At 68.3% G+C, this 22,581-nt stretch carries 17 protein-coding genes; 10 read left to right on the top strand and 7 right to left on the bottom strand.

Annotated features, from left to right (window positions below):
• The first annotated feature begins 76 nt into the window (after positions 1-76).
• Positions 77-1,300 (top strand): TraB family protein, encoded by a 1,224-nt coding sequence (locus ACT9F5_RS02380; protein WP_445118332.1) that lies wholly within the window; start codon positions 77-79, stop codon positions 1,298-1,300.
• A gap of 35 nt (positions 1,301-1,335) precedes the next feature.
• On the opposite strand, the gene ACT9F5_RS02385 is transcribed toward ACT9F5_RS02380, so the two are convergent.
• The 3 genes from ACT9F5_RS02385 to ACT9F5_RS02395 form a co-directional block, all read right to left on the bottom strand.
• The gene (locus ACT9F5_RS02385; RefSeq protein ID WP_445118333.1) at positions 1,336-4,413 is read right to left on the bottom strand and encodes an efflux RND transporter permease subunit; all 3,078 of its coding nucleotides are present in this window, start codon (positions 4,411-4,413) and stop codon (positions 1,336-1,338) included.
• Positions 4,413-7,835 (bottom strand): efflux RND transporter permease subunit, encoded by a 3,423-nt coding sequence (locus ACT9F5_RS02390; RefSeq protein ID WP_445119478.1) that lies wholly within the window; start codon positions 7,833-7,835, stop codon positions 4,413-4,415. Before ACT9F5_RS02390 ends, ACT9F5_RS02385 begins: the two co-directional genes overlap by 1 nt.
• Positions 7,836-7,911: 76 nt before the next feature.
• A complete protein-coding gene (locus ACT9F5_RS02395) occupies positions 7,912-9,069 on the bottom strand; it encodes an efflux RND transporter periplasmic adaptor subunit (RefSeq protein WP_445118334.1) in 1,158 nt (385 codons plus the stop codon).
• Between the two features lie 357 nt (positions 9,070-9,426).
• On the opposite strand from ACT9F5_RS02395, the gene ACT9F5_RS02400 reads away from it, so the two are divergent.
• On the top strand, positions 9,427-9,789 hold the full coding sequence (locus ACT9F5_RS02400; RefSeq protein ID WP_445119479.1) for a c-type cytochrome: 363 nt from the start codon (positions 9,427-9,429) through the stop codon (positions 9,787-9,789).
• 14 nt (positions 9,790-9,803) lie between these two features.
• Entirely contained in the window at positions 9,804-10,250 is a 447-nt protein-coding gene (locus ACT9F5_RS02405) for a c-type cytochrome (protein WP_445118335.1), read from the top strand.
• 94 nt (positions 10,251-10,344) lie between these two features.
• On the opposite strand, the gene ACT9F5_RS02410 is transcribed toward ACT9F5_RS02405, so the two are convergent.
• Entirely contained in the window at positions 10,345-12,066 is a 1,722-nt protein-coding gene (locus ACT9F5_RS02410) for a hypothetical protein (protein ID WP_445118336.1), read from the bottom strand.
• Positions 12,067-12,085: 19 nt separating this feature from the next.
• On the bottom strand, positions 12,086-12,682 hold the full coding sequence (locus tag ACT9F5_RS02415; RefSeq protein ID WP_445118337.1) for an NfuA family Fe-S biogenesis protein: 597 nt from the start codon (positions 12,680-12,682) through the stop codon (positions 12,086-12,088).
• Between the two features lie 104 nt (positions 12,683-12,786).
• Between ACT9F5_RS02415 and ACT9F5_RS02420 the strand changes: the two genes are divergently transcribed.
• Together ACT9F5_RS02420 and ACT9F5_RS02425 are read left to right on the top strand one after the other, a co-directional pair.
• Positions 12,787-13,128 carry a 4a-hydroxytetrahydrobiopterin dehydratase gene (locus tag ACT9F5_RS02420; protein WP_445099633.1) on the top strand — a complete coding sequence of 114 codons (342 nt, stop codon included), beginning with the start codon at positions 12,787-12,789 and terminating at the stop codon, positions 13,126-13,128.
• Between the two features lie 4 nt (positions 13,129-13,132).
• Positions 13,133-13,570 (top strand): TonB family protein, encoded by a 438-nt coding sequence (locus ACT9F5_RS02425; protein ID WP_445118338.1) that lies wholly within the window; start codon positions 13,133-13,135, stop codon positions 13,568-13,570.
• A 93-nt stretch (positions 13,571-13,663) separates the two neighbouring features.
• On the opposite strand, the gene ACT9F5_RS02430 is transcribed toward ACT9F5_RS02425, so the two are convergent.
• Positions 13,664-14,656, bottom strand: coding sequence for an RluA family pseudouridine synthase (locus ACT9F5_RS02430; RefSeq protein WP_445118339.1), 993 nt, complete (start codon positions 14,654-14,656; stop codon positions 13,664-13,666).
• A 478-nt stretch (positions 14,657-15,134) separates the two neighbouring features.
• Between ACT9F5_RS02430 and rne the strand changes: the two genes are divergently transcribed.
• Entirely contained in the window at positions 15,135-18,302 is a 3,168-nt protein-coding gene (gene rne, locus ACT9F5_RS02435) for a ribonuclease E (RefSeq protein WP_445118340.1), read from the top strand.
• Positions 18,303-18,368: 66 nt separating this feature from the next.
• Here the strand turns inward: rne and ACT9F5_RS02440 are convergent, their stop codons facing one another.
• Complete coding sequence (locus tag ACT9F5_RS02440) at positions 18,369-19,016, bottom strand: response regulator (protein ID WP_445099629.1); 648 nt, start codon at positions 19,014-19,016, stop codon at positions 18,369-18,371.
• 128 nt (positions 19,017-19,144) lie between these two features.
• On the opposite strand from ACT9F5_RS02440, the gene ACT9F5_RS02445 reads away from it, so the two are divergent.
• The 4 genes from ACT9F5_RS02445 (at position 19,145) to ACT9F5_RS02460 (ending at position 22,569) form a co-directional block, all read left to right on the top strand.
• On the top strand, positions 19,145-20,086 hold the full coding sequence (locus tag ACT9F5_RS02445) for a M28 family peptidase (RefSeq protein WP_445118341.1): 942 nt from the start codon (positions 19,145-19,147) through the stop codon (positions 20,084-20,086).
• 5 nt (positions 20,087-20,091) lie between these two features.
• Positions 20,092-20,631 (top strand): DUF2058 family protein, encoded by a 540-nt coding sequence (locus ACT9F5_RS02450; RefSeq protein ID WP_445118342.1) that lies wholly within the window; start codon positions 20,092-20,094, stop codon positions 20,629-20,631.
• Positions 20,632-20,722: 91 nt separating this feature from the next.
• Positions 20,723-21,520 carry an isocitrate lyase/phosphoenolpyruvate mutase family protein gene (locus ACT9F5_RS02455; RefSeq protein WP_445118343.1) on the top strand — a complete coding sequence of 266 codons (798 nt, stop codon included), beginning with the start codon at positions 20,723-20,725 and terminating at the stop codon, positions 21,518-21,520.
• 110 nt (positions 21,521-21,630) lie between these two features.
• The gene (locus ACT9F5_RS02460; protein WP_445118344.1) at positions 21,631-22,569 is read left to right on the top strand and encodes an SDR family NAD(P)-dependent oxidoreductase; all 939 of its coding nucleotides are present in this window, start codon (positions 21,631-21,633) and stop codon (positions 22,567-22,569) included.
• Positions 22,570-22,581 lie beyond the last annotated feature (12 nt).

Below are 22,581 nucleotides of genomic sequence, written 5' to 3' on the forward strand. Positions count from 1 at the left end.
AAGCCGCCATCAATGCCGTTTGCAATCGTTCGACCCCGACCTGATCCGACCGTCCCCGCCATGTCGGTGCGCCACCATGGCTGAGGACCTGGCAACGGACCCGGCGCTGCATGGCCAACCCCACGCAATCGTCGAACGCGACGGCGTGCGCTACACGCTGCTGGGCACCGCCCACGTGTCCAGCGCCAGCGTCGACGCGGTCCGCGGGGCGATCGCGAGCGGCAACTACGACGCGGTGGCGGTCGAGCTCGACGCGCCGCGCTTGCAGGCGCTGACCGAACCCGATGCGCTGGCCAACCTCAACCTCATCCAGGTCATCCGCAGCGGCCGCACCGCGATGTTCGCGGCCAACCTGGCGTTGTCGGCCTACCAGCGCCGGCTCGCCGAGCAGCTCGATATCGAACCCGGCGCGGAACTCAAGCTGGCCGCGCTGGAGGGACGCGAACGCGGACTGCCGGTGCACCTGATCGACCGCGAGGTCGGACTGACCTTCAAGCGCGCCTCGGCACGGCTGGGATTCTGGGGCCGGGCCAAGCTCGGCGGCGGCCTGCTCGCCTCGCTGCTGGCGTCCGAGGACGTCGGCGCCGAGGACATCGAGAAGCTCAAGCAGGGCGACATGCTGGAGGCCAGCTTCAGCGAGTTCGCCAGCGAGAGCCCGGCCGTCTACGAGACCGTGATCGCCGAGCGCGACCGCTACATGGCCGCACGCCTGCGCGAAATTCGCGAGGACACGAACAGCGACGGCGCCCGTGAAGTCCTGGCCGTGGTCGGTGCCGGCCACCTGCAGGGACTCGCCCGCCACCTGCGCGACGAGACGCGAGCGGCCATCGAGGTGCGCGAGGAACTCGAGGCACTGCCGAAGAAGAGCGACATCCCGTGGTTCACCATCGTGCTGGCGGCATTCGTCGTGGGCGGCTTTGCCTGGGGTTTCTGGCAGGGCGGCATCGACGTCGGCTCCGACCTGCTGCTGCATTGGGTGCTGGCCACCGGCGTGCTGGGCGCGATCGGATGCGCGGTCGCCGGCGGCCATCCGCTCAGCATCGTGGTCGCCTTCCTCGCCTCGCCGATCACCCCGCTGCACCCCGCCCTCGCCTCCGGCACGCTCAGCGCGCTGACCGAAGCCTGGTTGCGCAAGCCGACCTATGCCGACTTCATGGCCCTGCGCGACGACGTGCAGAGCGTGCGCGGCTGGTGGCGCAACCGGGTCGCGCGGGTGTTGCTGAACTTCTTCCTGACCAGCCTGGGCACCGCGATCGGGGTATGGATCGGCGGTGCGAAAATGCTGCATACGCTGTTCTGAACTACCCGGCGGGTTGGTCCGCCGGGCAGTCCCGGTCAGGCGTGGCCTGGCTCGCCGACCGCGATTCCATCCGCGCCACGTGCCTTGCGCACGATCCGCGCGGAGCCGTTGCGCAGGTCGTCGAGGATGGCGTAGATCGTCGGCAGGAACAGCAGGCTGACCACCGTCGAGAACGCCAGCCCGCCGGCCACCGCGCGGGCCATCGGGAAGTACGTCAGCCCGCCCAGCACCTGGGTGTCGCTGAGGGCGATCGGCACCATCGCCAGGATCGCCGTGCCCATCGTCATCATGATCGGCCGCAACCGCTCGCGGCTGCCTTCGACCAGCGCGTCGGTGCGGCACAGCCCACGTCGTCGCAGGTTGTTGATGTGCTCGATCATCACGATGCCGTTGTTCACCACCACGCCCATCAGCACCAGGATGCCGATGAAGGACATCACCGAGAACGCGGTGCCGGTCAGCCAGAACAGCCAGAACACGCCGAATACCGAGAACAGCACGCAGCTCATGATCGCCGACGGGAACAGCAGCGACTCGAACACCGCCGCCATCACCACGTAGATCATCACCAGCGCGATGACCAGGTTGAACAGCATCTGCTGCTCGGCTTCGGACTCGTTCTCGAACGCGCTGCCATCGAACGTGTAGCCGTAGCCGGGCGGGAACGCGACGCTCTCCATCGTCTGCTCCATCACCTTGCGCGCATCTGGCACGGTGGTCTCGCCGGCAAGGCCGGCCAGGATGGTCACGCGGGTCTGGCGGTTGGTCCGGCGGATCTGGGTCGCGGCAGGCTGCACGCTGACATCGACCATCGCCATCAAAGGCACGGTACGTCCGTCGGCGGTCCGCACGGTGAAGCTTGCGATGTCCTCGACGCCGTAGTTCTCCGCACCCTGGAAACGCACCCAGACCGGGACCTCGGTCTGCTCGCGCTTGAAGTCGCGCAGCTGCGCGCCGCGTAGCGCCAGCGACACGAACTGCGCGACGTCCCCGGTACTGAAGCCGAACGACGCGGCGCGCTCGCGATCCACCCGGATCTTCAGTTCGCTGTTCTGGTCGCCGGTGTCGACGCGCACGTCGGTGAGCTCGGGGTTGCGCGCCAGGATCGGCACGATGTCGGTCGCCAAGGCGTTCAAGGTCTCGGTGGAGTCACCCACCAGCTCGACCTGTACCTTGCCGCCGGCACCTTCGCCGCGACCACTGCGCCCGACCACCAGTTCCGCGCGCGCCGATTTCGGCAGCTCCTTGCCGATGGTCTCGCCGATCGTGGTGGGATCCTCCACCGTTTCGTCGAACGATATCTCGGTCTCGGCCCAGCCCTGTTCGCGGTACTGCGAATAGACCTGGACGATGTGGAAACGCTCGCGGTTGCGGTCGAGGTACTGCTCGACCTTCGCGACCTCGGCGGCCATCTGCTCGCGGGTATAGCTGTCGTCCCACTCGTAGAAGATCTCGACCTCGTCGCCGCCACCGTCGCCGAACATCTCGATCTTGGTCTGGGTCATCGGCACCAGGCTGATCGCGATGATCATCAGGATGCCCAGCACGCTCCAGCCACGGTGGTTGAGGGTCCAGCGCAGGAAGCGTGCATAGCGCTGCTGCAGGCGATGGATCACGCCCTTCTCGTTGCGCACGGCCGGCGGTGTCTTCATCCGCGCCGACAGCATCGGGATCAGGCTGACCGCGACCAGCCACGAGGCCAGCAGCGACACCGAGATCGCGATCGCGATCTGCGACATGAAGATGCTGATGTCGTTGGTCTCGCCGAACAGGTTCGGCACGAACACGATGCAGTGGCACAGCGTGCCCGCCGACAGCGCGATGGCGACGTTGCGGGTGCCGACGATCGACGCCTGCATCGGCTGGTCCGGCATCTTCTCGCGTTCCTGGTAGATGCTCTCCACCACCACCACCGCGTTGTCGACCAGCATGCCGACCGCCAGCAGCAGGCCCATCAGCGACAGTACGTTGAGGGTCACGCCGGCGAAGTACATGAAGCCGAGCGTCATCACGAAGCAGATCGGGATCGCCAGCGTCACCATCAGCGTCGACGGCCAGTGGCGCAGGAAGAAGAACAGCACCGCGATCGACAGCACCAGGCCGACGCCGCCCGCCTCCGCCAGTTCCAGCAGGGAGGTCGTGACCTCTTCGCCCTGGTTGTCGTCGACCTTGACGTCGACGCCCTCCAGCGCCGGTTGCCTGCGGATGCGCTCGAGCTCCTGCAGCACCCGGCTGGAGACATCGACCAGGTTGGCCTCGCGCTCCTTGTAGATGTCCAGCGACACGGACGGGCGGCCATCGAGCTGGCGGCCCGTGCTCATGCGTTCCTTGGTCAGTTCGATATCGGCGATGTCGCCGAGCCGCACGCCGGCGTCGTTGATCACCAGCTCGCGCAACTGGTCGAGGTCCTGCAGCTCGCCGACGGGCTGCACGCGCAGGCGATTGCCGTTGGTCTCGATCTCGCCCGCGGCCATCGAGAAGTTGACGGACTGCAGGCGCGAGGTCAGCTCGTTGAGGTTGAGGCCGTGCGCGGTCAGGCGGTCGGGATCGATCGCGATCTCGACCTCGTTGGGCGGCGCCCCGCCGATCTCGACCTTGGCCACGCCGTCGACGCGCTCGAGCGGTCGCTGGAACTCGCGTTCAAGCAGGTCGTAGGCCTGGCTCAGGTCGTTGGTTCCGGCCAGGTGGATTTCCAGGATGGGCTCGTCGGAACTGGACCAGTTGCCGACGAAGTAGCGCTGGAAGTCGTCGGGGAACTCGTCGCGGATCGCGTCGAGGCGCTCGCGCGCTTCCGATGCGGCGATCTGGACATTGGTGTCCCAGTCCGAGTACTCCACGAACACCGTCGCGCCGTCGGCACGCGCGGTGCCCTGCAACCGCTTCAGGCCGCTCATGGTGGCCAGCGCTTCCTCGGCCGGGCGCAGCACCATCCGCTCGACTTCCTCGGGCGTCGAGCCCGGGTACGGCAGGTTGATGAAGACGCCCGGGAACGAGATCGCCGGCAACGCTTCCAGCGGCAACCGCACCGCCGCGATCAGGCCGATCACGAACATCGACACGAACAGCATGATCGTGGTGACCGGCCGCTTGAGGCTGAGTTCGGCGATGCTCATCAGGCGTACCCGGCCTCGTCACCGGCAGACCGGTCCAGTTGCGCCGCGGCCAGGCGACCGCGCTCGCGGTAGTACTCGTCGGCACGCCGGTCCAGCAGGTCGTACACCACCGGGATCACCACCAGGGTCAGCAGGGTCGACACCAGCAACCCGCCGATCACGGTGATCGCCATCGGCGAGCGCACCTCGGCACCGGCACCGAACGCCAACGCCAGCGGCAGGAAGCCGAACAGCGTGCACATCGTGGTCATGACGATCGGCCGCAGGCGCGAGCGCGCACCCTCGACCAGCGCCTCGCGCTTGGCCACGCCGGCCTCGCGCAACTGGTTGACCTTGTCGATCAGGATGATCGCGTTCTTGGTCACCAGCCCGACCAGCAGGATCAGGCCGATGAACACCACGATCGACACCGGCGAGCCGGTCAACAGCAACGCCAGCACCGCACCGACCAGTGCCAGCGGGATGGTGAACAGGATCACGAACGGATGCAGCAGCGACTCGAACTGCGAGGCCATCACCAGGTACACCAGGAAGATCGCCAGCCCGAACGCGAACAGCAGCGAGGTCACCGCAGTCGCGAGTTCCTCGCCCTGGCCACCAATGTGCATGTCGACATCGGCGCCGAGCGGACTGTCCGCCACCATCTGCCGGACTTCCTGCACCGCGTTGCCCAGGTCGATGTCGCGCAGGTTGGCCGAGACGATCGCGACGCGCTCCTGGTCGGCCCGGTGGATCTCGCTCGGACCCGTTGTCGATACCACCTCGGCCACCGATGACAGGCGCACCGGGCGACTGCTGCCGGGGTTGACGATCAGGTTGCGGATGTCATCGACCGAGGCGCGGTCCGACTGCCTGGCGCGCACCAGCACGTCGATCTTGCGGTCGCGGAAGCTGTAACGCGTGGCGACCTCGCCCTTCACCTTCTTGACCACCGCGTCGGCGACCTGGCGCGTGGTCAGGCCGAACGCGGCCGCCCGCTCCTGGTCGAAGTGGATCTGGATCTCCGGGAAGCCCTGCTCCACGGTCGAGCTGACATCGGCGTAGTGCGCATTGCCGCGCAGCAACGCTGCCATTTTCTGGCCGGCGACCTCGATAGCTTCAAGGTCGCTGCCGCGTAGTTCGATCTCCAGCGGCGTGGAAAAGCTGAACAACTCCGGGCGGCTGAAATCGACCTGCGCGCGCGGGTGCGCATCCATGGTTTCGCGCAGGCGCTCGGTGGTCTGCGCCTCGACCTGCTCGCTGCCACCGTCGGCCATCACCACGGTCAGCTTGCCGATGTTCTCGCCGCTTTCGGTCGGGCTGGCATCCAGCCGCGTGCCGCTACCGCTGACGCCGTACAGCGACTCGATCCCGGGGGCGTCGGCGTGCTTCTGCTGCAACTCGCGTACCAGCTTGTCGGTCTCGGCCAACGGCGTGCCTGGTGGCAACTTGACCGTCATCTCGAACCGGTCCTGTGCCAGTTGCGGGATCAGGTCGGCGCCCAGCATCGGCACCAGCAGCAAGGTCAACACGAACGCCGTCGCGGCCGCTCCCAGCACCAGGAACGGACGACCCAACGCACCCGGTAGCAACCTCAGGTACCCGCGTTCGGCGCGGTGGTACGGCGCCATCGCGATGTCGCTGGCCTTGCGCATCACCGGCCCTACCACGGCAGCCAGTCCGCGCCACAACTTCACAACAACCCATGCAATCCCGAAGAAGCCACCGCGGGCGCCTGCGCTGACACCGCGCTCGGCCAGTGCCAACGGCTTCTGCAGTTTCGAGGTCGGCTGCCATTGCGGATGCGCCGGCTCTTCCGGGAAGGCCATCGGCGGCCGCCCCTTGAGCGCGCTCAGCATCGGGATCAGGGTCATCGCGACCACCAGCGAGATGCCGATCGCAATCGCCACGGTCAGCGCCTGGTCGCGGAACAGCTCGCCGGCGATGCCCTCGACGAACACCAGCGGCAGGAACACCGCGATCGTGGTCAGGGTCGATGCGACCACCGCCATGCTGACCTCGCGGGTACCGGCGATCGCCGCCTGCAGGATGCCCAGCCCGCGTTCGCGCGCCTTGGCGATCGATTCCAGCACCACGATCGAGTCGTCCACCACCAGACCCGTCGCCAACGCCAGGCCGCCCAGTGACATCACGTTGAGGCTCAGGCCCAACTGGCCCATGAAGAAGAACGTGGTGATGATCGACACAGGCAACGACAGCCCGACCACGAACGTGCTCCAGCCGTCGCGCAGGAACAGGAAGATGATCAGGATCGCCAGCAGGCCGCCGATCACCGCGTCCTTCTTGACGTCGCTGATGGCGTGGCGGATGAAGGTCGACTGGTCTTCGATGACGGTCAGTTCGAACTCCGGCGGCACCTGCTCGCGGATCTGCTCCAGCCGCGCATGCAGTGCGTCGGCAGTCGCGACGGTGTTGGCGTCGCCCTCCTTGTAGATCGCCAGCTCGACCGCTTCCTGGCCGCCGAGGCGGATGATCGCCTCGCGCTCCTTGTAGCCTTGGGTGACAGTGGCGACGTCCTTGAGCCGCACCGGCATGCCGCCGGCCACGGCCGACGAATCGCCCGAGGACGCACTCTGCACCGACGCCGCCGCGGCCATCGCGTCGGCCGATCCACTGGCGGCGGCGACACGCGCCATCTGCGCGGCGGCATCCTGCGCCGCGTTGTCTCCACCGCTGCTGGTGGTGACCAGCATCTCGCGCATCTCCTCGACGCTGGCGAACTGGTTGACCGTGCGCACCAGGTAGCGTTGCGACCCCTGTTCCAGGCGGCCGCCGGAAACGTTGACGTTCTCCTGCGCAAGGCGCTGGATCACGGTATCGATCGGCAGGTTGAGCTGGGCGAGTTTCTGCTGGTCGATCAGCACCTGGATCTCGTCTTCCAGGCCGCCACCGACCTTGACCGCAGCCACGCCCTCGACCGGTTCAAGCTTCTTCTTGAGGTCCTCGTCGGCGTAACGACGCAGCAGCGTCAGCTGGCGCTCTGCGTCCCCATCGGCCTTGGCCGACAGGGCAATCCGCAGGATCGGTGCGGTCGACGGATTGAAACGCAGCAGCACCGGCGGCTCGGCTTCGAGCGGCAACTGCACGCCTTCCATCTTGTCGCGCACCTCCAGGCTGGCCTGGTCCATGTCGGTGCCCCAGGCGAACTCCAGCACCACGTCGCTCTGGCCTGTGCGCGAGACCGACTTCAGCTTGCGCAGGCCCTTGACCACGCCGACGGCCTCCTCGACCGGCTCGCTGACCAGGGTCTCGATCTCCGACGGCGCCGCTCCGGTGTACTCGGTGCGCACGGTCAGGGTCGGGTAGCTCAGGTCGGGCAGCAGGTTGACCTTGAGGTTGCTCAGCGCGATCAGGCCGAACAGCAGGAAGGTGATCGTGACCATCGCCACCGTGACCCGGCGGCGGGTCGAGAATTCGACCAGGTTGAAGTTGCGCGGCGCATGCGCGTCGGGCGCGTGCGGCGTGGGTTCCTTGGCGTCGCTCACGGCAGTCCTGCCCTTACTGGTTGGTTGCGGCGGGCTGCGGGGCCTTCGCCGGCTCGCCGTTGGCCAGCTTGGTGTCGGCGACCTCCCCTGCCGGCTCGCCGACCACGGTCACTTCGCTGCCATCGCGCAACGCGCTCTTGCCGGCCACCACCACGCGGTCGCCGAGCTTGAGGCCCTCGCGGATCTCGGCCCACTCGCCATCGATGTAACCGAGCCTCACCGGCACACGCGCGACCTTGTCGTCGCGCAACGCGAACACCGCGGCGTCGTCCGTACCCTCCAGCAACGCGGTGCGCGGCACCACCGTCGCATTCGCGCGCTGGTCGTAGTCGATGCCGATTCGACCGAACATGCCCGGCTGCAACAGGCCCTGGCTGTCGAACGTGGTGATGACCCGGAACGTGCCACTGCCGGAATCCACCACCGGCGAGATGCGGTCGACCACGCCTTCGAACGTCCGTCCGGGCAACGCGTCGACCTTCAACTTGACCGGCAGGCCCTGCTTCATCGTGGCCAGCTCGCGCTCGGGCACGTTGAGCACGGCCTCCAGTTCGGAAGTGTCGACGATGCGCACGATCGGAGTGTTGATCTGCACGAAGTTGCCCGGCTTCGGGCTGACCGAAGCCACCACGCCGCTGATCGGCGACTTGACGTTGGCATACGACAGCTCAAGGTTGGCCAGCCGGTTGGCGGCGCGCGCATTGGCCAGGTCGTAGCGGATCTGGTCGTAGTCGGAGGCAGCGATCAGCTGCTCGCTGGCCAACTTCTCGGCCCGCGCGAACTGGTTCTGCAGCTTGTGCATCTGCGCGGCGGTCTGCGCGGCCTGCAGTTCGGCGCGTGCCGAATCCAGGCGGACCAGCACCTGACCGGCGCGCACCACGTCGCCCTCCTCGACCAGCACCTGCAACGCCACGCCGGAGGTCTTGGCGACCACCTGCGATTCGGCGGGCGCTTCGAGCGGTGCGGTGCCGGTATAGCTCGCCGCGACCGGCCGCTGCACGACTGCGGACACCTCGACCGGAACCGCCTCGGGGCCTTCTTTCTCGCCCGGCTTGCCCGCGCCGTCGGCAGGATCCCCACCCTTGCAAGCCGCCAATGCCAGCAGGCAGGACAGCGCAATGGTGGCAGTACGGACGTGACCGCGCGCGCGGCTGGAATGGTGGTGACGCATCGAGTGGACCCCAGTGGAAAGGTTGCAGGCGTGGTGTTTCCCGGACGTATGCCGGTGTTGTATGTAGGTATATCACCGGCGCACTCGATCCCCATGCGCCGAAGGTAATGGTGAACGCTGGCACCGGTACCTGGTTGACTGCCGGTTGACTGCCGATTGACTGCCGGTTGACTCGAGGCGGGCGGGCCATCGGCCGGGAAACCAACGGCAACGAGGCCCCCATCCGGCCCTGCTGCATGCGCCTACTTCGTTGCGGCGGAGTCGCAAGCTATACTGCCGGGATTGCGCGTGGCAATCGCAAACGCGAGCCGCCGCCAACCAGACTTCCAGCTACCAGAGATTGCGGACTACGACATGATGCGACCGCTGACGATCGCCGCCTTGGCGCTTACCACTGCCATCCTGGCCACCCCGGCCATGGCCCAGGACACGGCGCCCGTCGCCGCGCCCGCCGCTCCAGCCGCGGTGACCGGCGACGCCGAGCGTGGCCTGCAGTTGACCTACACCTGCCAGGGTTGCCACGGCGTGGTCGGTTACAAGAACGCCTATCCGAATTACCACGTGCCGAAGCTCGGCGGGCAATCGGAGCGGTACCTGCACGACGCCCTGACTGCCTACCAGCAGGGCAGTCGCCAGCATCCGACGATGCAGGCCCAGGCGGAGAGTTTTTCCGAGCAGGACATCGCCGACATCGCCGCCTTCCTTTCCACCCTGAAGTGAGTGAGCAGACGCCCATGACGATCCGCAACTTCGCCATCGCCCCTGCCCTGCTCGCCACCGCGCTGGTGCTGTCGGCCTGCTCGGGCTCCGAAGCGCCCGCCGAACACGCCGAAGCCCCCGGACATGCCGCCCCGACCTCGTCGTCGGCCGGGCTGCCCGACGGCAACATCGCCGCCGGCGAGAAGCTGGCCAGCACCAAGGGCGAGGCCACCGGCCAGTCCTGCGTCGACTGCCATGGCGCCGAAGGCACCGCGCCGATCGACCCGACCTACCCGACGATCGGTGGCCAGTACGCCGACTACATCGGGCACTCGCTGCAGGCGTATCGCAACGGCGACCGCCAGCACGCGTTGATGTCGAGCCAGGCCAAGGCCCTGACCGACCAGCAGATCGCCGACCTGGCGGCGTATTTCGGTACGCGCGACAGCGGACTGGTGACCCTGCACGGCGCCCACGACTGAGTCGCATCACGCAGCGGGCCTGCCCGCCGGCGATGAACAAAAAGCCCGCATCGTGCGGGCTTTTTGCTGGGCGGTTACCGGGTCGAACTGCATGTCATCCCGCCGGCGGCGGCACGCTGCCGTTGCCTTCCTGCAGTTCCGGCTTGAACGGGACATCCGGTGGCGGACGTGCGGTCGCGGGCTGCTCGTTGAGGTTGGGATCGCCGATGCCGCAGCCACCACCCATGACCAGCAACACGGTGGTGCACTCGATGTACTTGTTGGTGCCGGGAATCGGGATGCGGATGGTGTTGATGCTCTTGCGCACCCACTCTTCCAGCAGGCTTTCGTTCGGCCGCCAGTACTGGTCGAACGCGGTCGGCTCGTAGTCGTTCGGAGGACGCCGCAACCAGGTGCCCGCGCGGTCGAGATCGGCGATCTCCTCGGTGATCGTGCCCGGCGGCATGCCCGGTGAAGCCGAGCCCGGCGTTTCCGCCAGTCGCACGCTGCCGTCGCTGTCGTACAGGCCGGGCGGCTCGCCACGCTGGGCGCCCGGCTTGTCACGTTCGGCCGCACCCCAGTCGTCGGCACGTTCCGGGGATGGCCAGGCGCCGGGGGCAGGAGTCTCTTCCGGGCCGGCGGTGACGACCGGCTCGACCGGAGCGGGCTTCTCCGCTGCGGGCTCGGCAGGCGCTGCAGCTGCAGGTGCCGGTATCGATGCGACCGGCTCAGGGGCTGCCGGCGCCGGGGGCGTCGGTGCAGGTGGCGACGGTATTTCGCGCTCGCGCACCTCCGGTGGCGTCGCGACCAGCGGCGGCGCGATCACGTCGCGCGAGCGGACTTCCGGCGTTGGCGGACGTGGAGGCGCCGGTTGCTCGCGCACCGCAATCTCCCGCACGTTGACCTCGGGCACCGTCGCCTGCAGCACGGGTTGCCGTGCGGGTCTCGGCGGCAGCGCCGATACGACCGGACGCGGCACGCGCGCGATCTCGACAACCTCCACGCTGGGCGTCGGCGCGGTCAGCTCGGGCATCCGGATCGCGGGCGCCTCGATCCGAGTGGTCGTTGCCGGCAACACGAATTCCTCGCTCCGGTCGGGCACCGGCTCGCTCACCGCCAGCGGTTGCTGGACGACGACCGGGCTCGGCTCCGGTTGCGGGATCTCACGTTGCACTACCTGCTGGGGGGGCACCTGCAACGCGGATGGCTGCACAACCGCGGGCAACACCGCGACATCGGGAAGCGGCGTGCTGGCCGGCGCCGGTTCCGGGACGGGCTCGGTTTCACTGGCCACGACAGGTGACGGAGGGCGGGAATCGACGGGACGGTCCGGCTCGACCTGTTCGACCGGTTCCGGTGCGGGACCGCCACCGACTTCCTCCGGCGTGCCTTCACCGACGTACTCGATCTGCACCACCACCATCTCCTCACCCTTCGACGGTGGACTGTCGACGCGGGTGAGGTCCAGGTACAGCAGCCATCCCAGCAACACCAGCAGCGCAAGGTGCCACGCGACGGAAGTACCCGCGGCGAGCCAATGCCAACGGCGCTCATCACCGGATTCCGGTGGATTCCACTCCTGCCGCCACAGCGTGCCAAAAGCCTGCCAGCGGGTCAGTTCACCGACGCGTCCCGGCGGGGTCGACAACGGTCGCTGCGCAAGGACGTCGACGATCGCCTGGGCGCTCGCGCCGTGGATCGCGCCGCGCCGGCTATGCATCGCGTCGAACCATTGCTGCCATCCGGGCGGGAACTCCCCCGGTGGACGACGCCATTGCCTTGAAACCAGCTGCATGCGCCGCTGGATGGCGTGGATCAGGGCGTCGGCTGAAACCATCGGCGACGCGTGGCCGCGGTCAGGCCGCGGAGCCCCGGCTGATATAGGGCGCCGCGCCGCTGTCGTGGTCGGTCGCGTCACGCACCGCGGTCACCCCGGGCACTTTCTCGAGCAACGTCTTCTCGATGCCCTGCTTGAGGGTGACGTCGGCCATGCCGCAACCGTGGCAGCCACCGCCGAAACGCAGCACCACCACCCCGTCGGCGGTCACTTCCTGCACCGCGACACTGCCGCGATGCTGCGCCAGCTGCGGGTTGATCTCGTTTTCGACCAGGTAATGCACGCGCTCGACCAGCGACGCCGACTCGCCCGGCACCACGCCCTTGATCTTCGGCGCGCGGATCTGCAACTGGCCGCCGGTGGCCTGCACTTCGTAGTCGATCTCCGCGCTGTCGAGGTAATTGACGCTGGCCGCTTCCAGCCACAGCGTGAAGCCGTCGCAGTCGATCGCCCACTCGTCGCCTAGCAGGTCGCCCGGTTCGGCGAACTCCAGCCGCACGTCGGCGCGCGGGGTGCCCGGGTGCACTGCCGACAACCGGACGCCCAGGCCCGGCAGGGCCTCGCGTTCGATCAACTTGCGGAAATGGGTCTGGGCGGATTCGGAAATCTGGATCATGCCGCTATTCTAACGGGCTGCGCGCTATACCAGTGGGCAACCATCCCGCCCGACCGCGGTCGATTGCAATCCGTTCAGTCGCCGCCCGCCGCAAAGGAACCGCCATGACCGACCTGATTCCGCTTTCCCGTGCCCACTGCATCGCCCGCCGTGGCAGCGAACACAAGCTGCCCCAGGCCCGCGTGCGCGAGTTGCTGCCGGAGATTCCCGGCTGGGAGCTGGTCGAGGACGGCCACGCGCTGAGCAAGACCTTCCGGTTCGACGACTATTACCGGACCATCGCCTTCGTCAACGCGCTGGCCTTCATCGCCAACCGCGAAGACCACCACCCCGACCTGAGCGTGCATTACGACCGTTGCGTGGTGCGCTTCTCGACCCACGATGTCGGCGGACTGAGCGAGAACGACTTCATCTGCGCGGCCAAGGCCGAATCACTGACGGAGTAAGGCTATGACCCGACACCTGTTGAATGCCAACGTCCGCCGCGCCACCGGAAACGCGTCCGTTTTCGGCCTGCTGCTCGGCGCCACCCTGCTGGCCGGCTGCGAAGCGCCGATCCAGACCCCGGCGGTCGCCCCGACACAACCCCTCGCCGTCGACACCCCGCCGCCCGAGTACCCGGCTCAACTGGCGTGCGACGACATCGGTGGCACCGTGCAGTTGATCATGAAGATCGGCATCGACGGCCACCCGACCGCCATCCGGGTGGAAAACGGCAGCGGCCAGCCGGCGCTGGACCAGGCCGCCATGGCTGCGGTTGAAGGCTGGACCTTCCGGCCCGCGACCCGCAACGGCGAGCCGGTATCCACCGACCTGCGCGTCCCGGTGACCTTCACCCCGCCGACGATGCGCCCCGACATGTGCTTCCGACTGGACGAGCAGCGCTGAGTACCACCTCCGATTCGCCCCTGTAGGAGCGGCTTCAGCCGCGATCTGAAACCGTTCGCCCGTGCCGACGCCGGATCGCGACTGAAGCCGCTCCTACACAAGCCGATCCAGCACGTCGAGCAACTCCGGGGCCAGCGGCGCATTCAGCAGGTACGGCGTCTTGCCGTCATCCAGCGCGAACTCCAGCGTCGACGCGTGCAGGAACAGCCGCTTCAATCCCACCTGTTCGCGCAGCTTCCTGTTGACCGCCGAATCGCCGTACTTGTCGTCACCCGCCACCGCGTGGCCGATGTGCTGTGCGTGCACGCGTATCTGGTGGGTGCGGCCGGACTCGATCCGCACTTCGCAATACGACTGCCCGCCACGGCGCTCCAGCAACTGGAAATGGCTCAACGACGGCTTGCCGGCCGTACTGCCGGCGCGGACCACCTGCACGTGGCGCTCGCCGCCTTGGCGCAGCCCGACATGAAGCGGCGCGTCCACGCTCATCACCCCGTCGGGCATCCGCCCGCCCAGCAGCGCCAGGTAGCGCTTGCGGAAACCGGTGCCACCGCTGCTGCCCTCGCGCATCAGCATCTGCATTTCGGTCAGCGCCGAGCGCTTCTTGGCGACGATCAGCAGCCCCGAAGTGTCGCGATCGAGCCGGTGTACCAGTTCCAGCGACTGGTTCGGGCGCAGCGCCCGCAGGGTTTCGATCGCACCGAAACTGATCCCGCTGCCGCCGTGGCTGGCGACCCCGGACGGCTTGTTCAGTGCCAGCAGCCGCGCGTCCTCGTAGACGATCGCCGCGTCCAGCACATTCATGAAGCCGGCCGGTGGCATGGCCCTGTCTCCGGCCTCGGCGAGACGCACCGGCGGGATCCGGACTTCCTCGCCGCCCTCAAGCTTGCGTTCGGCCTTGGCCCGGCCGCCGTTGATCCGCACTTGCCCAGAACGAATCAACTTGTAGATCAACGACTTGGGAACACTTTTTAACTGCCCCAGCAGGAAATTGTCGAGCCGCTGGCCGGCGCGATCGTCGGGCACCCGCACGACACGGGCGCCGGTGCGGTTCTCACCGCCGGATTTGGTAGCTGAATGGGTCATCCGCAAAGGGTTATCTGATACACTCGCGACGCGAGATAAGGTTTTGATTTCGCAGGAAGTTGTCCCCGCCGCCGCGTCCAGACGCTGCAAACCGGGGGCAAGGGCCAAAAGCCCGGCCTGCGATTCCGGCCCGCGCCTGACCACTGTCCTCGGGACAGCCATGTTAGCAGCGACGGTCCGGCGGAACCGACCCTCGTCCGGCGGGTCAAACCGCCTGTGATGAATACGCCCCGAGCGACGCCAAGGCAGATTTTGCCGGACGCGGTCGCCGGCCCCGAAAGTTTAGGAATGCAACAAGCAAGCGCTCCCGCGGCCCGCCGTGGTGTTGTAGCGCTGGAAAATTGTCAGGTCACGCCAGCGTGCGCAGGGATGTCGCTCTCCGGAGCCCCTCCTGCAGCCGTCGCGAAGGCGGGACCCGGTTGTCCAGAAGCGAAACGCCAGGCGTTCCGCGCGGTTCGAGCGCGCGAGGAACGCAACAATGAAACGCATGCTGATCAACGCGACGCAGGCAGAAGAACTGCGCGTGGCGACCGTAGATGGCCAGACCCTGTACGACATCGACATCGAGCAACCGTCGAAAGAACAGACCAAGTCCAACATCTACAAGGGCAAGATCACCCGCCTCGAGCCGTCGCTCGAAGCCGCCTTCGTCGAGTACGGCGGCAACCGTCACGGCTTCCTGCCGATGAAGGAAATCTCCCGCGACTACTTCCAGGCCGGGGTCGACCACAACAAGGCCGGCCTCAAGGAATTGCTGCGCGAAGGCCAGGAAGTCGTGGTCCAGGTCGACAAGGAAGAGCGCGGCAACAAGGGCGCCGCCCTGACCACGTTCATCTCGCTGGCCGGCCGCTACATGGTGCTGATGCCGAATTCGCCGACCGCCGGCGGCGTCTCGCGCCGGATCGAGGGCGAGGACCGTGCCGAGCTCAAGAAGGCGATGGACGCGCTGACCATCCCCGACGACATGGGCGTGATCATCCGCACCGCCGGCGTCGGCCGTGACGCCGAAGAGCTGCAATGGGACCTGGATTACCTGCTGCAGGTCTGGAAGGCGGTTGCCGAGGCTGCGCTGACCAAGCCCGCGCCGTTCCTGATCTACCAGGAGTCGCGCCTGATCATCCGCGCCCTGCGCGACTACATGCGCCCGGACATCGGCGAGATCCTGGTCGACACCGACGAGATGTACGCCGAGGCGCGCGACTTCGTCGAACAGGTGATGCCGCACAACCTGCGCAAACTCAAGCACTACACCGACGACGTGCCGCTGTTCAACCGCTTCCAGATCGAGTCGCAGATCGAGAACGCCTACGAGCGTGAGGTCCGCCTGCCGTCCGGCGGCGCACTGGTGATCGACCAGACCGAGGCGCTGACCGCGGTCGACGTCAACTCGGCGCGCGCGACCAAGGGCAGCGACATCGAGGAGACCGCGTTCAACACCAACCTGGAGGCCGCCGAAGAGGTGGCCCGCCAGATGCGCCTGCGTGACCTTGGCGGCTTGGTGGTGATCGACTTCATCGACATGTCGTCCAATCGCCACCAGCGCGAGGTCGAGAACCGCCTGCAGCACGCGCTCAAGCAGGACCGCGCGCGGGTGCAGGTCGGCCGCATCTCGCGCTTCGGCCTGCTTGAAATGAGCCGCCAGCGCCTGCGTCCGAGCCTGGGCGAGTCCAGCCAGATTGTTTGCCCGCGTTGCGAGGGCCACGGCCGCATGCGCAGCGTCGAGTCGCTGTCGCTGTCGATCCTGCGCGTCGCCGAAGAGCACGCGATGAAGGAGAACACCGGGCAGGTGCTGGTGCAGGCGCCGACCGAGATCGCCACCTTCCTGCTCAACGAGAAGCGCCGTGCACTGGCCGAGATCGAACAGCGCCACGACGCGCCGATCGTGATCGTCGCCGACGAGCAGTTGCACACCCCGCATTACGAGGTCACGCGCATCCGCGACAACGAGATGGGCGAGGAAACCAGCAAGCCGAGCTACCACCGCGGCACCCCGCGCAAGCTGCCGACCCACTCGCTGACCAAGGCCCACCTGAACATCCCGGCGGCGCCGATCGTCACCAACGTCAAGCCGGCCCAGCCGGCGCCGCTGCGCGAGCCGCGCGAAGCCGCCGCCCCGGTGGCGCCGACGCCCGTCGTGGTCGCGCCGACCCATTCGATCGGCGTGGTCGAGCGGATCATGCGGTTCTTCCGTGGCAGCGAGCCGGCCGAAGCCAAGCCGGCCGCGGGTTCGCGCTCGCGTTCGAAGGACGGCGGCAACCGCAGTGACCGTGGCGAGCGTAACGCACGTGGCGAGCGCGGTGACCGCAACGGCCAGCGCCGTGGCGGCAAGCAGGCCCGCGATGGCCGCGATGGTGGCCGTCGCGACGAGCAGCGTCGTGGCAATGGCGCCTCCCAGCCCGCGCAGTCGAAGGCCGATCCGGCCCCGGCCGCCTCCAACCAGGAGGCTCCGGCCAAGACCGGTCGCGGCGGCAAGCAGGGCCGGCAGAAGCAGCCCCGCGCCCAGCAGGCCGACAACGTCGCCACCAACGCCGACAGCAACAAGCCGGCGGATCAGGCCGAGCGCGCGCCACGCCCACCGCGTGCGCCGCGCGGCGAGCGGCCTGCCCGCGACACCGCCAAGCCGGCCGACGACGCCGCAGCCGTGACCGCAGTCGCGGTGACCGCGGCCGAGGGCGCTGCGCCCGACGCCAAGGCCACCGAGCAGGCCGCGAGCCAGACCGCCGCGGTCGCCGAGAACGCACAGCAGAGCAGCAACGCGTCCGCTTCCGGCGATACCGAGGAAGAATCGGGCGAAGGCACCGGCCGTCGCCGTCGTGGCCGTCGCGGCGGTCGTCGCCGTCGTCGTGGCGGCGGCGAGAACGCCGCAGCCGAAGGCCAGGCGCCGGATACCTCGCTGCTCGACGAGGGCGAGAGCGACGCCGACGCCAAGCCGGTCGCCAGCCGTTCGCAGCCGGAGTTCGACTTCGACGACGAAGGCGCCCCGGCCGCCAAGCCGGCCCGTCCGACGCCCGCAACCGCCGCAGCCGCTGCCATCCCGGCGGCCGCCGTGACGAGCGACGCGACGGAAGCTGACGCGCAACCGGTTCCGGCCAAAACCGCTCCGGCCCCGGTCGTCGCCACCGAACCGGAAGCCGCCAAGCCTGAAGCCGCGAAGCCGGAAGCGCCCAAGCCGGAAGCCGCCGTGGTCGACGCCGAAGCACAGCCGACGCCCCCGGTAGAAGCCGCACCCGTGCCGTCCCCGGCCGAAGCCGCGGTCCAGGCCGCGCCGGAGCCGCGCGACGTCCCGGCCAAGCCGGAAACGCCCGCCCAGCCGACCGTCGTCGAGACCGCCGTGGTCGATGCCGAACCGGTCGAGAACGCGGTCGTCGAAGACACCGTCGTGCCCCAGCCGGAGCCGGTCGACGACGCCGCAATGGTCGAGCCCGAGCCGGTCGAGCCGGTGAAGCCGCAGCGCAGCGCCGATGTCGAGCAGGCACCGGACGCGCCGGTCGCCAACGGCACCAACGGCAGCGACACGCGCGCTCCGTCCGAGCCGCGTACCGCCAGCCTGTTCGACGCCGAGCCGGTGTCGTCGCCGGCCGACGCCGCGGTCCACGGCCAGCACGCGGACAACGACGCGGACGCCAGGCGCAACCAGGACGCCTGACCGCATCCAGCCGCAATAGAAAACGGGCCGCATTTCGCGGCCCGTTTTTTTTGTACCTGCAACCCGCTACAGCGCCAATGCCGGCTCGATCATCCCGTACTGTCCAAGCAGCCGCGCCAGCGCGATGTTGTCGCCGACGTTCAACTTCTCGAACAGCCGGCTCTTGTGCGTATTGACCGTTTTCGGGCTCAGGCTCAGCTGCCTGGCGATCTGTTCCTGCCTCAGGCCCTGCACCAGTAGCAACGCGACCTCGAGCTCGCGTTGCGTCAGTTCGTCCAGCGGCGAGGCACCACCGCCCAGCCCGGCCAGCGCCAGATATTTTGCGATGCCGGTGGCGAGGAAACGCCGCCCTCCGGCGACATCACGCACGGCCTGCAACAACTCGCCGGCATCGCCCCCCTTGCCGACGTAGCCCGAGGCACCCGCCTGCAACAGACGCTTCGGCAGCGGCCCGTCCTCGAGCGCGGAGACGATCACCACCTGCGTACCGTGATCGCCCGCAAGCACCCGCTCGGTCACTTCCAGCCCGCTGATACCCGGCAGGTGCAAATCACACAGCACCACATCCGGGCGCAGCGTACGGATCAACGGCAACGCGGTCTCGCCATTGGCGGCCTCGCCCACGACTTCGATATCCACTTCACCGGACAGGATCATCTGCATGCCGGCACGTACCAGCGCATGATCCTCGACGATGAACACTCTGATGGTCATCCCTTTCCCTCCCTGGCAAGCCCCCTGCGGCGCAGTTTAGCGGGCGACCCATATGGCGCAACCGAAGGCACGTGCACGCGACCGGCCGCCTCGGGCACACTCTCCTGCTCGACCCAGGGGATTTCCGCATGCGCGTCCACCACCATCTCGCCCTCGCCGTCTCGCTCGCACTGCTCGGCGGTTGCGCGCAATCGCCCACCGACGACGCCACCACCACTGTCGAAACCGCCGCGCCCGAGCCCGCCAGCGACGCCGCGACGGCCTGGCTGGCCGATGTCGAAGCGATCGCCGCCGCCGGTGACAACGCCGGGCGCCGCAACGCCATCGAGCAGCAACTGAAGTCGCTCGGCCTGGCGTGGACCGGCGAAACATTCGAAAGCGAACACGGCCCCGGGCAGAACCTGATCGCCGAGGTCAGCGGCGACGCCAGCGCCCCGCTGCTTCTGCTGGGTGCCCACTCCGACCGCGTCGGCGAGGGCAAGGGCGCGACCGACAACGCGTCCGGCAGCGCCGTCGTGCTGGCGCTGGCCGAGCGCTTCAAGCAGCAGCCGCTTGCCAACCACCGCGTCAGCATCGCGTTCTGGGACCAGGAGGAGCGCGGCCTGCTCGGCGCCCACGCCTACGTCGCCAAGGGCGGCCCGGCCCCCGCGCAGTACGTCAACTTCGACGTGTTCGGCTGGGGCGACACCGTGTGGATGATGACCCCCGACCCGGCGCACCCGCTGGTCGGCGCCAGCCAGTCCGCCGCCAACGCCGCCGGCCTGCACCTGTCCGCCGGCGAGCAGTACCCGCCGACCGACCACCGCGCGTTCCTCAAGGCGGGCTGGCCCGCGGTGTCGTACTCGCTGGTCGGCCAGGACGAGATCGGCGCGATCCTCGCCGCCTACGCCGGAACCAAGCCCGAGACCACGCCGAAGGTCATGCACGTGATCCACAGCGAGCGCGACACCCTCGCCCAACTCGACGCCAACGCCGCCGCGAGCGGCATCGACGCGATCGAGGCGGCCCTGCGGCAATGGGACGCCAACGCGGCCGCCGGCGCCGCGGCCACGGCGACCGGAAGCGACTGACTCGCATGCGCAATCCCCTGCAGGATCAATTGTTGAAGGCAGGCCTGGTCAAGAAGAGCAAGGCCGCGCAGATCGTCCGCGAGCAGACCAAGCAGCGCCACGGCAAGCCCGCGCCGGCTGCCGACACACCGAAGGTCGATGCCCGGCAACTGCAGGCCGAGCGTGCCGAACGCGACCGCGCCCTGGCCGCCGAACGCAACGCACAGGCCCGCGCCAACGAGACCCGCGCGCAGATCCGCCAGATCGTCGAGGCCAACAAGCTCAAGCGCGACGGCGAGATCGCCTACGCCTTCAACGACGACGGCAAAATCAAGCGCCTGCTGGTCGACGACGCGCAACGCACGCAACTGGCGAAGGGCGCGCTGGTGATCGTCCGCCACGACCAGGGCCATGAACTGATCCCCCGCCCCGCCGCCGACAAGGTCTACGCGCGCGATGCGGCAATGATCGTGCTCGACAACGCACGCGCGCCCGAGACCGGCGGCAACGACGAAGACGACGAGTTCTACAAGAAGTTCGAAGTCCCGGATGACCTGATCTGGTAACAGCGTCCGGCGTTGCTGTCCGAAAACGGCGAGTACGCTGACCGGCGGCATGGAATCCTCGGCCACCACCACCCCACGCCGGAACCGCACCATGACAAGCACCGATCACGCCGCCACCTTCCGCCAGCTGCACCAGCACGGCCTACTGCTGCTCGCCAACGCCTGGGACGCCGGCAGCGCCCGCCTGGTCGAAAGCCTCGGCGCGAAGGCCATCGCCACCACCAGTGCCGGCGTGGCCTGGGCGAATGGGTACGCCGATGGCAGCCATCTGCCGGTGCAGCGGCTGATCGATACCGCCGCCAGCATCGCCCGCGTGATTCGCGTGCCGCTCAGCGTCGACTTCGAGGACGGCTACGCCAGCGACCCCGCAACCGTCGCCGACAACGTCGCCCGCGTGATCGACACCGGCGCCGTCGGCATCAACATCGAGGACGGCGCCGACAGCCCCGACCTGCTCGCGGCCAAGATCGAACACATCAAGCGCATGGCCGCCGAACGCGGCGTCGACCTGTTCGTCAATGCCCGTACCGACGTCTACCTGCGCGGACTTGTCGGCGAGGACCGGCGCGTCGGCGAAACCCTCGCGCGTGCGAAACGCTATCGCGATGCCGGTGCCGACGGATTTTTCGTACCCGGTCTGGCCGACGCCGATGAGATCCGCAGCGTCGTCGCCGACGCCGGATTGCCGGTCAACATCATGAGCCGCCCCGGCCTGCCGAGCGCCCGGGACCTGGAAGCGCTCGGTGTGCGGCGATTGAGTGCCGGCGCGGCGATTTCGATTTCGGCGATGGACTACGTGGCCGGGCTGGCGGGCAGCTTCCTGCAAGGTGCCGATGCCACGGGCAAGACGCTGGACTACGGCTCGATCAACGCCTTGTTCGACCGGTAACAGTCCCATGGGCCCGTTGTCCGAGGCCCTGCTGTCCTTCAGGAATGACATTTCACTGGCGCACCATGCCGGCGGTCGCAATCTACCTGCGGACCCCACCGGAGCACGCCATGAACATCCCGCCTGACCGCACCTCCATCCGCGGCAAGACCTTCGTCGTTACCGGCGCCTCCAGCGGATTGGGTCGCGGCACCGCGCTGCAGCTGGCCAGGCAGGGAGCAAATGTCGTGCTCGCGGCCCGTCGCGGCGGGCTGCTCGAAGAAGTCGCCGCCGAAGCGCAGGCCGCCGGCGGCACCGCACTGGCCATCCCAACCGACGTCAGCCGGCCCGACGATGTCGAGGCGCTGGCCGCCGCGACGCTCAAACGGTTCGGCAGCATCGACGTGTGGATCAACAACGTCGGCATCGGCGCGCTCGGTCCGTTCTGGGACATCCCGCTGGCCGACCACGCGCGGGTCATCGACGTGAACCTGAAAGGCCTGATCTACGGCAGCCACGTCGCGGTGCGCCAGTTCCGCGCGCAGGGCCACGGCACCCTGGTCAACATCGGTTCGATCGACAGCGAAGTCCCGCTGGCGTACCAGGCGTCGTACTCGGCCTCCAAGGCCGGCGTGCTGAGCCTGGGCCGCGCGCTCAACGAGGAGTTGCGGCTGGACGGACAGGAGCGCATCAAGGTCGCGACCGTGATGCCCTGGGCGGTCGACACCCCGTGGTGGGAACACGCCGCCAATTACAGCGGCGGCACCCCGCGGATGGCGGCGATGGACGACCCGGCCGAGGTGGTGGACGCGATCGTCGGCATCGCGCTGGACCCGCACGAGGAACTGGCCGTCGGCTGGAAGGCGAAGGCGTCGTACACCTCGCACAAGCTCACGCCGAACCTGTCGGAACGGATGTCGGCCGACGTCGCGCACAAATGGCAGATCGAGGACGCGCCCCCGGCCCCACCCACGACCGGCACGCTGTACGAGCCGATGGATTCCGGCCGCGGCGTCGACGGTGGCGTGCGCGAGCGGATGGCACGGGAAAAGGAGCAGCGCGGCGCCTGACGTCGCTCGGCC

The organism is Lysobacter sp. F6437, assembly GCF_052547215.1.

Bases quoted from the DNA above. Each gene is read 5' to 3' on its own strand.
- ACT9F5_RS02445 (WP_445118341.1), top strand. From the start codon at position 19,145: ATGCGCGTCCACCACCATCTCGCCCTCGCCGTCTCGCTCGCACTGCTC.
- ACT9F5_RS02455 (WP_445118343.1), top strand. From the start codon at position 20,723: ATGACAAGCACCGATCACGCCGCCACCTTCCGCCAGCTGCACCAGCAC.
- rne (WP_445118340.1), top strand. From the start codon at position 15,135: ATGAAACGCATGCTGATCAACGCGACGCAGGCAGAAGAACTGCGCGTG.
- ACT9F5_RS02410 (WP_445118336.1), bottom strand. From the start codon at position 12,066: ATGGTTTCAGCCGACGCCCTGATCCACGCCATCCAGCGGCGCATGCAG.
- ACT9F5_RS02450 (WP_445118342.1), top strand. From the start codon at position 20,092: ATGCGCAATCCCCTGCAGGATCAATTGTTGAAGGCAGGCCTGGTCAAG.
- ACT9F5_RS02460 (WP_445118344.1), top strand. From the start codon at position 21,631: ATGAACATCCCGCCTGACCGCACCTCCATCCGCGGCAAGACCTTCGTC.
- ACT9F5_RS02405 (WP_445118335.1), top strand. From the start codon at position 9,804: ATGACGATCCGCAACTTCGCCATCGCCCCTGCCCTGCTCGCCACCGCG.
- ACT9F5_RS02380 (WP_445118332.1), top strand. From the start codon at position 77: ATGGCTGAGGACCTGGCAACGGACCCGGCGCTGCATGGCCAACCCCAC.
- ACT9F5_RS02400 (WP_445119479.1), top strand. From the start codon at position 9,427: ATGCGACCGCTGACGATCGCCGCCTTGGCGCTTACCACTGCCATCCTG.
- ACT9F5_RS02395 (WP_445118334.1), bottom strand. From the start codon at position 9,069: ATGCGTCACCACCATTCCAGCCGCGCGCGCGGTCACGTCCGTACTGCC.
- ACT9F5_RS02425 (WP_445118338.1), top strand. From the start codon at position 13,133: ATGACCCGACACCTGTTGAATGCCAACGTCCGCCGCGCCACCGGAAAC.
- ACT9F5_RS02430 (WP_445118339.1), bottom strand. From the start codon at position 14,656: ATGACCCATTCAGCTACCAAATCCGGCGGTGAGAACCGCACCGGCGCC.
- ACT9F5_RS02420 (WP_445099633.1), top strand. From the start codon at position 12,787: ATGACCGACCTGATTCCGCTTTCCCGTGCCCACTGCATCGCCCGCCGT.
- ACT9F5_RS02440 (WP_445099629.1), bottom strand. From the start codon at position 19,016: ATGACCATCAGAGTGTTCATCGTCGAGGATCATGCGCTGGTACGTGCC.
- ACT9F5_RS02415 (WP_445118337.1), bottom strand. From the start codon at position 12,682: ATGATCCAGATTTCCGAATCCGCCCAGACCCATTTCCGCAAGTTGATC.
- ACT9F5_RS02385 (WP_445118333.1), bottom strand. From the start codon at position 4,413: ATGAGCATCGCCGAACTCAGCCTCAAGCGGCCGGTCACCACGATCATG.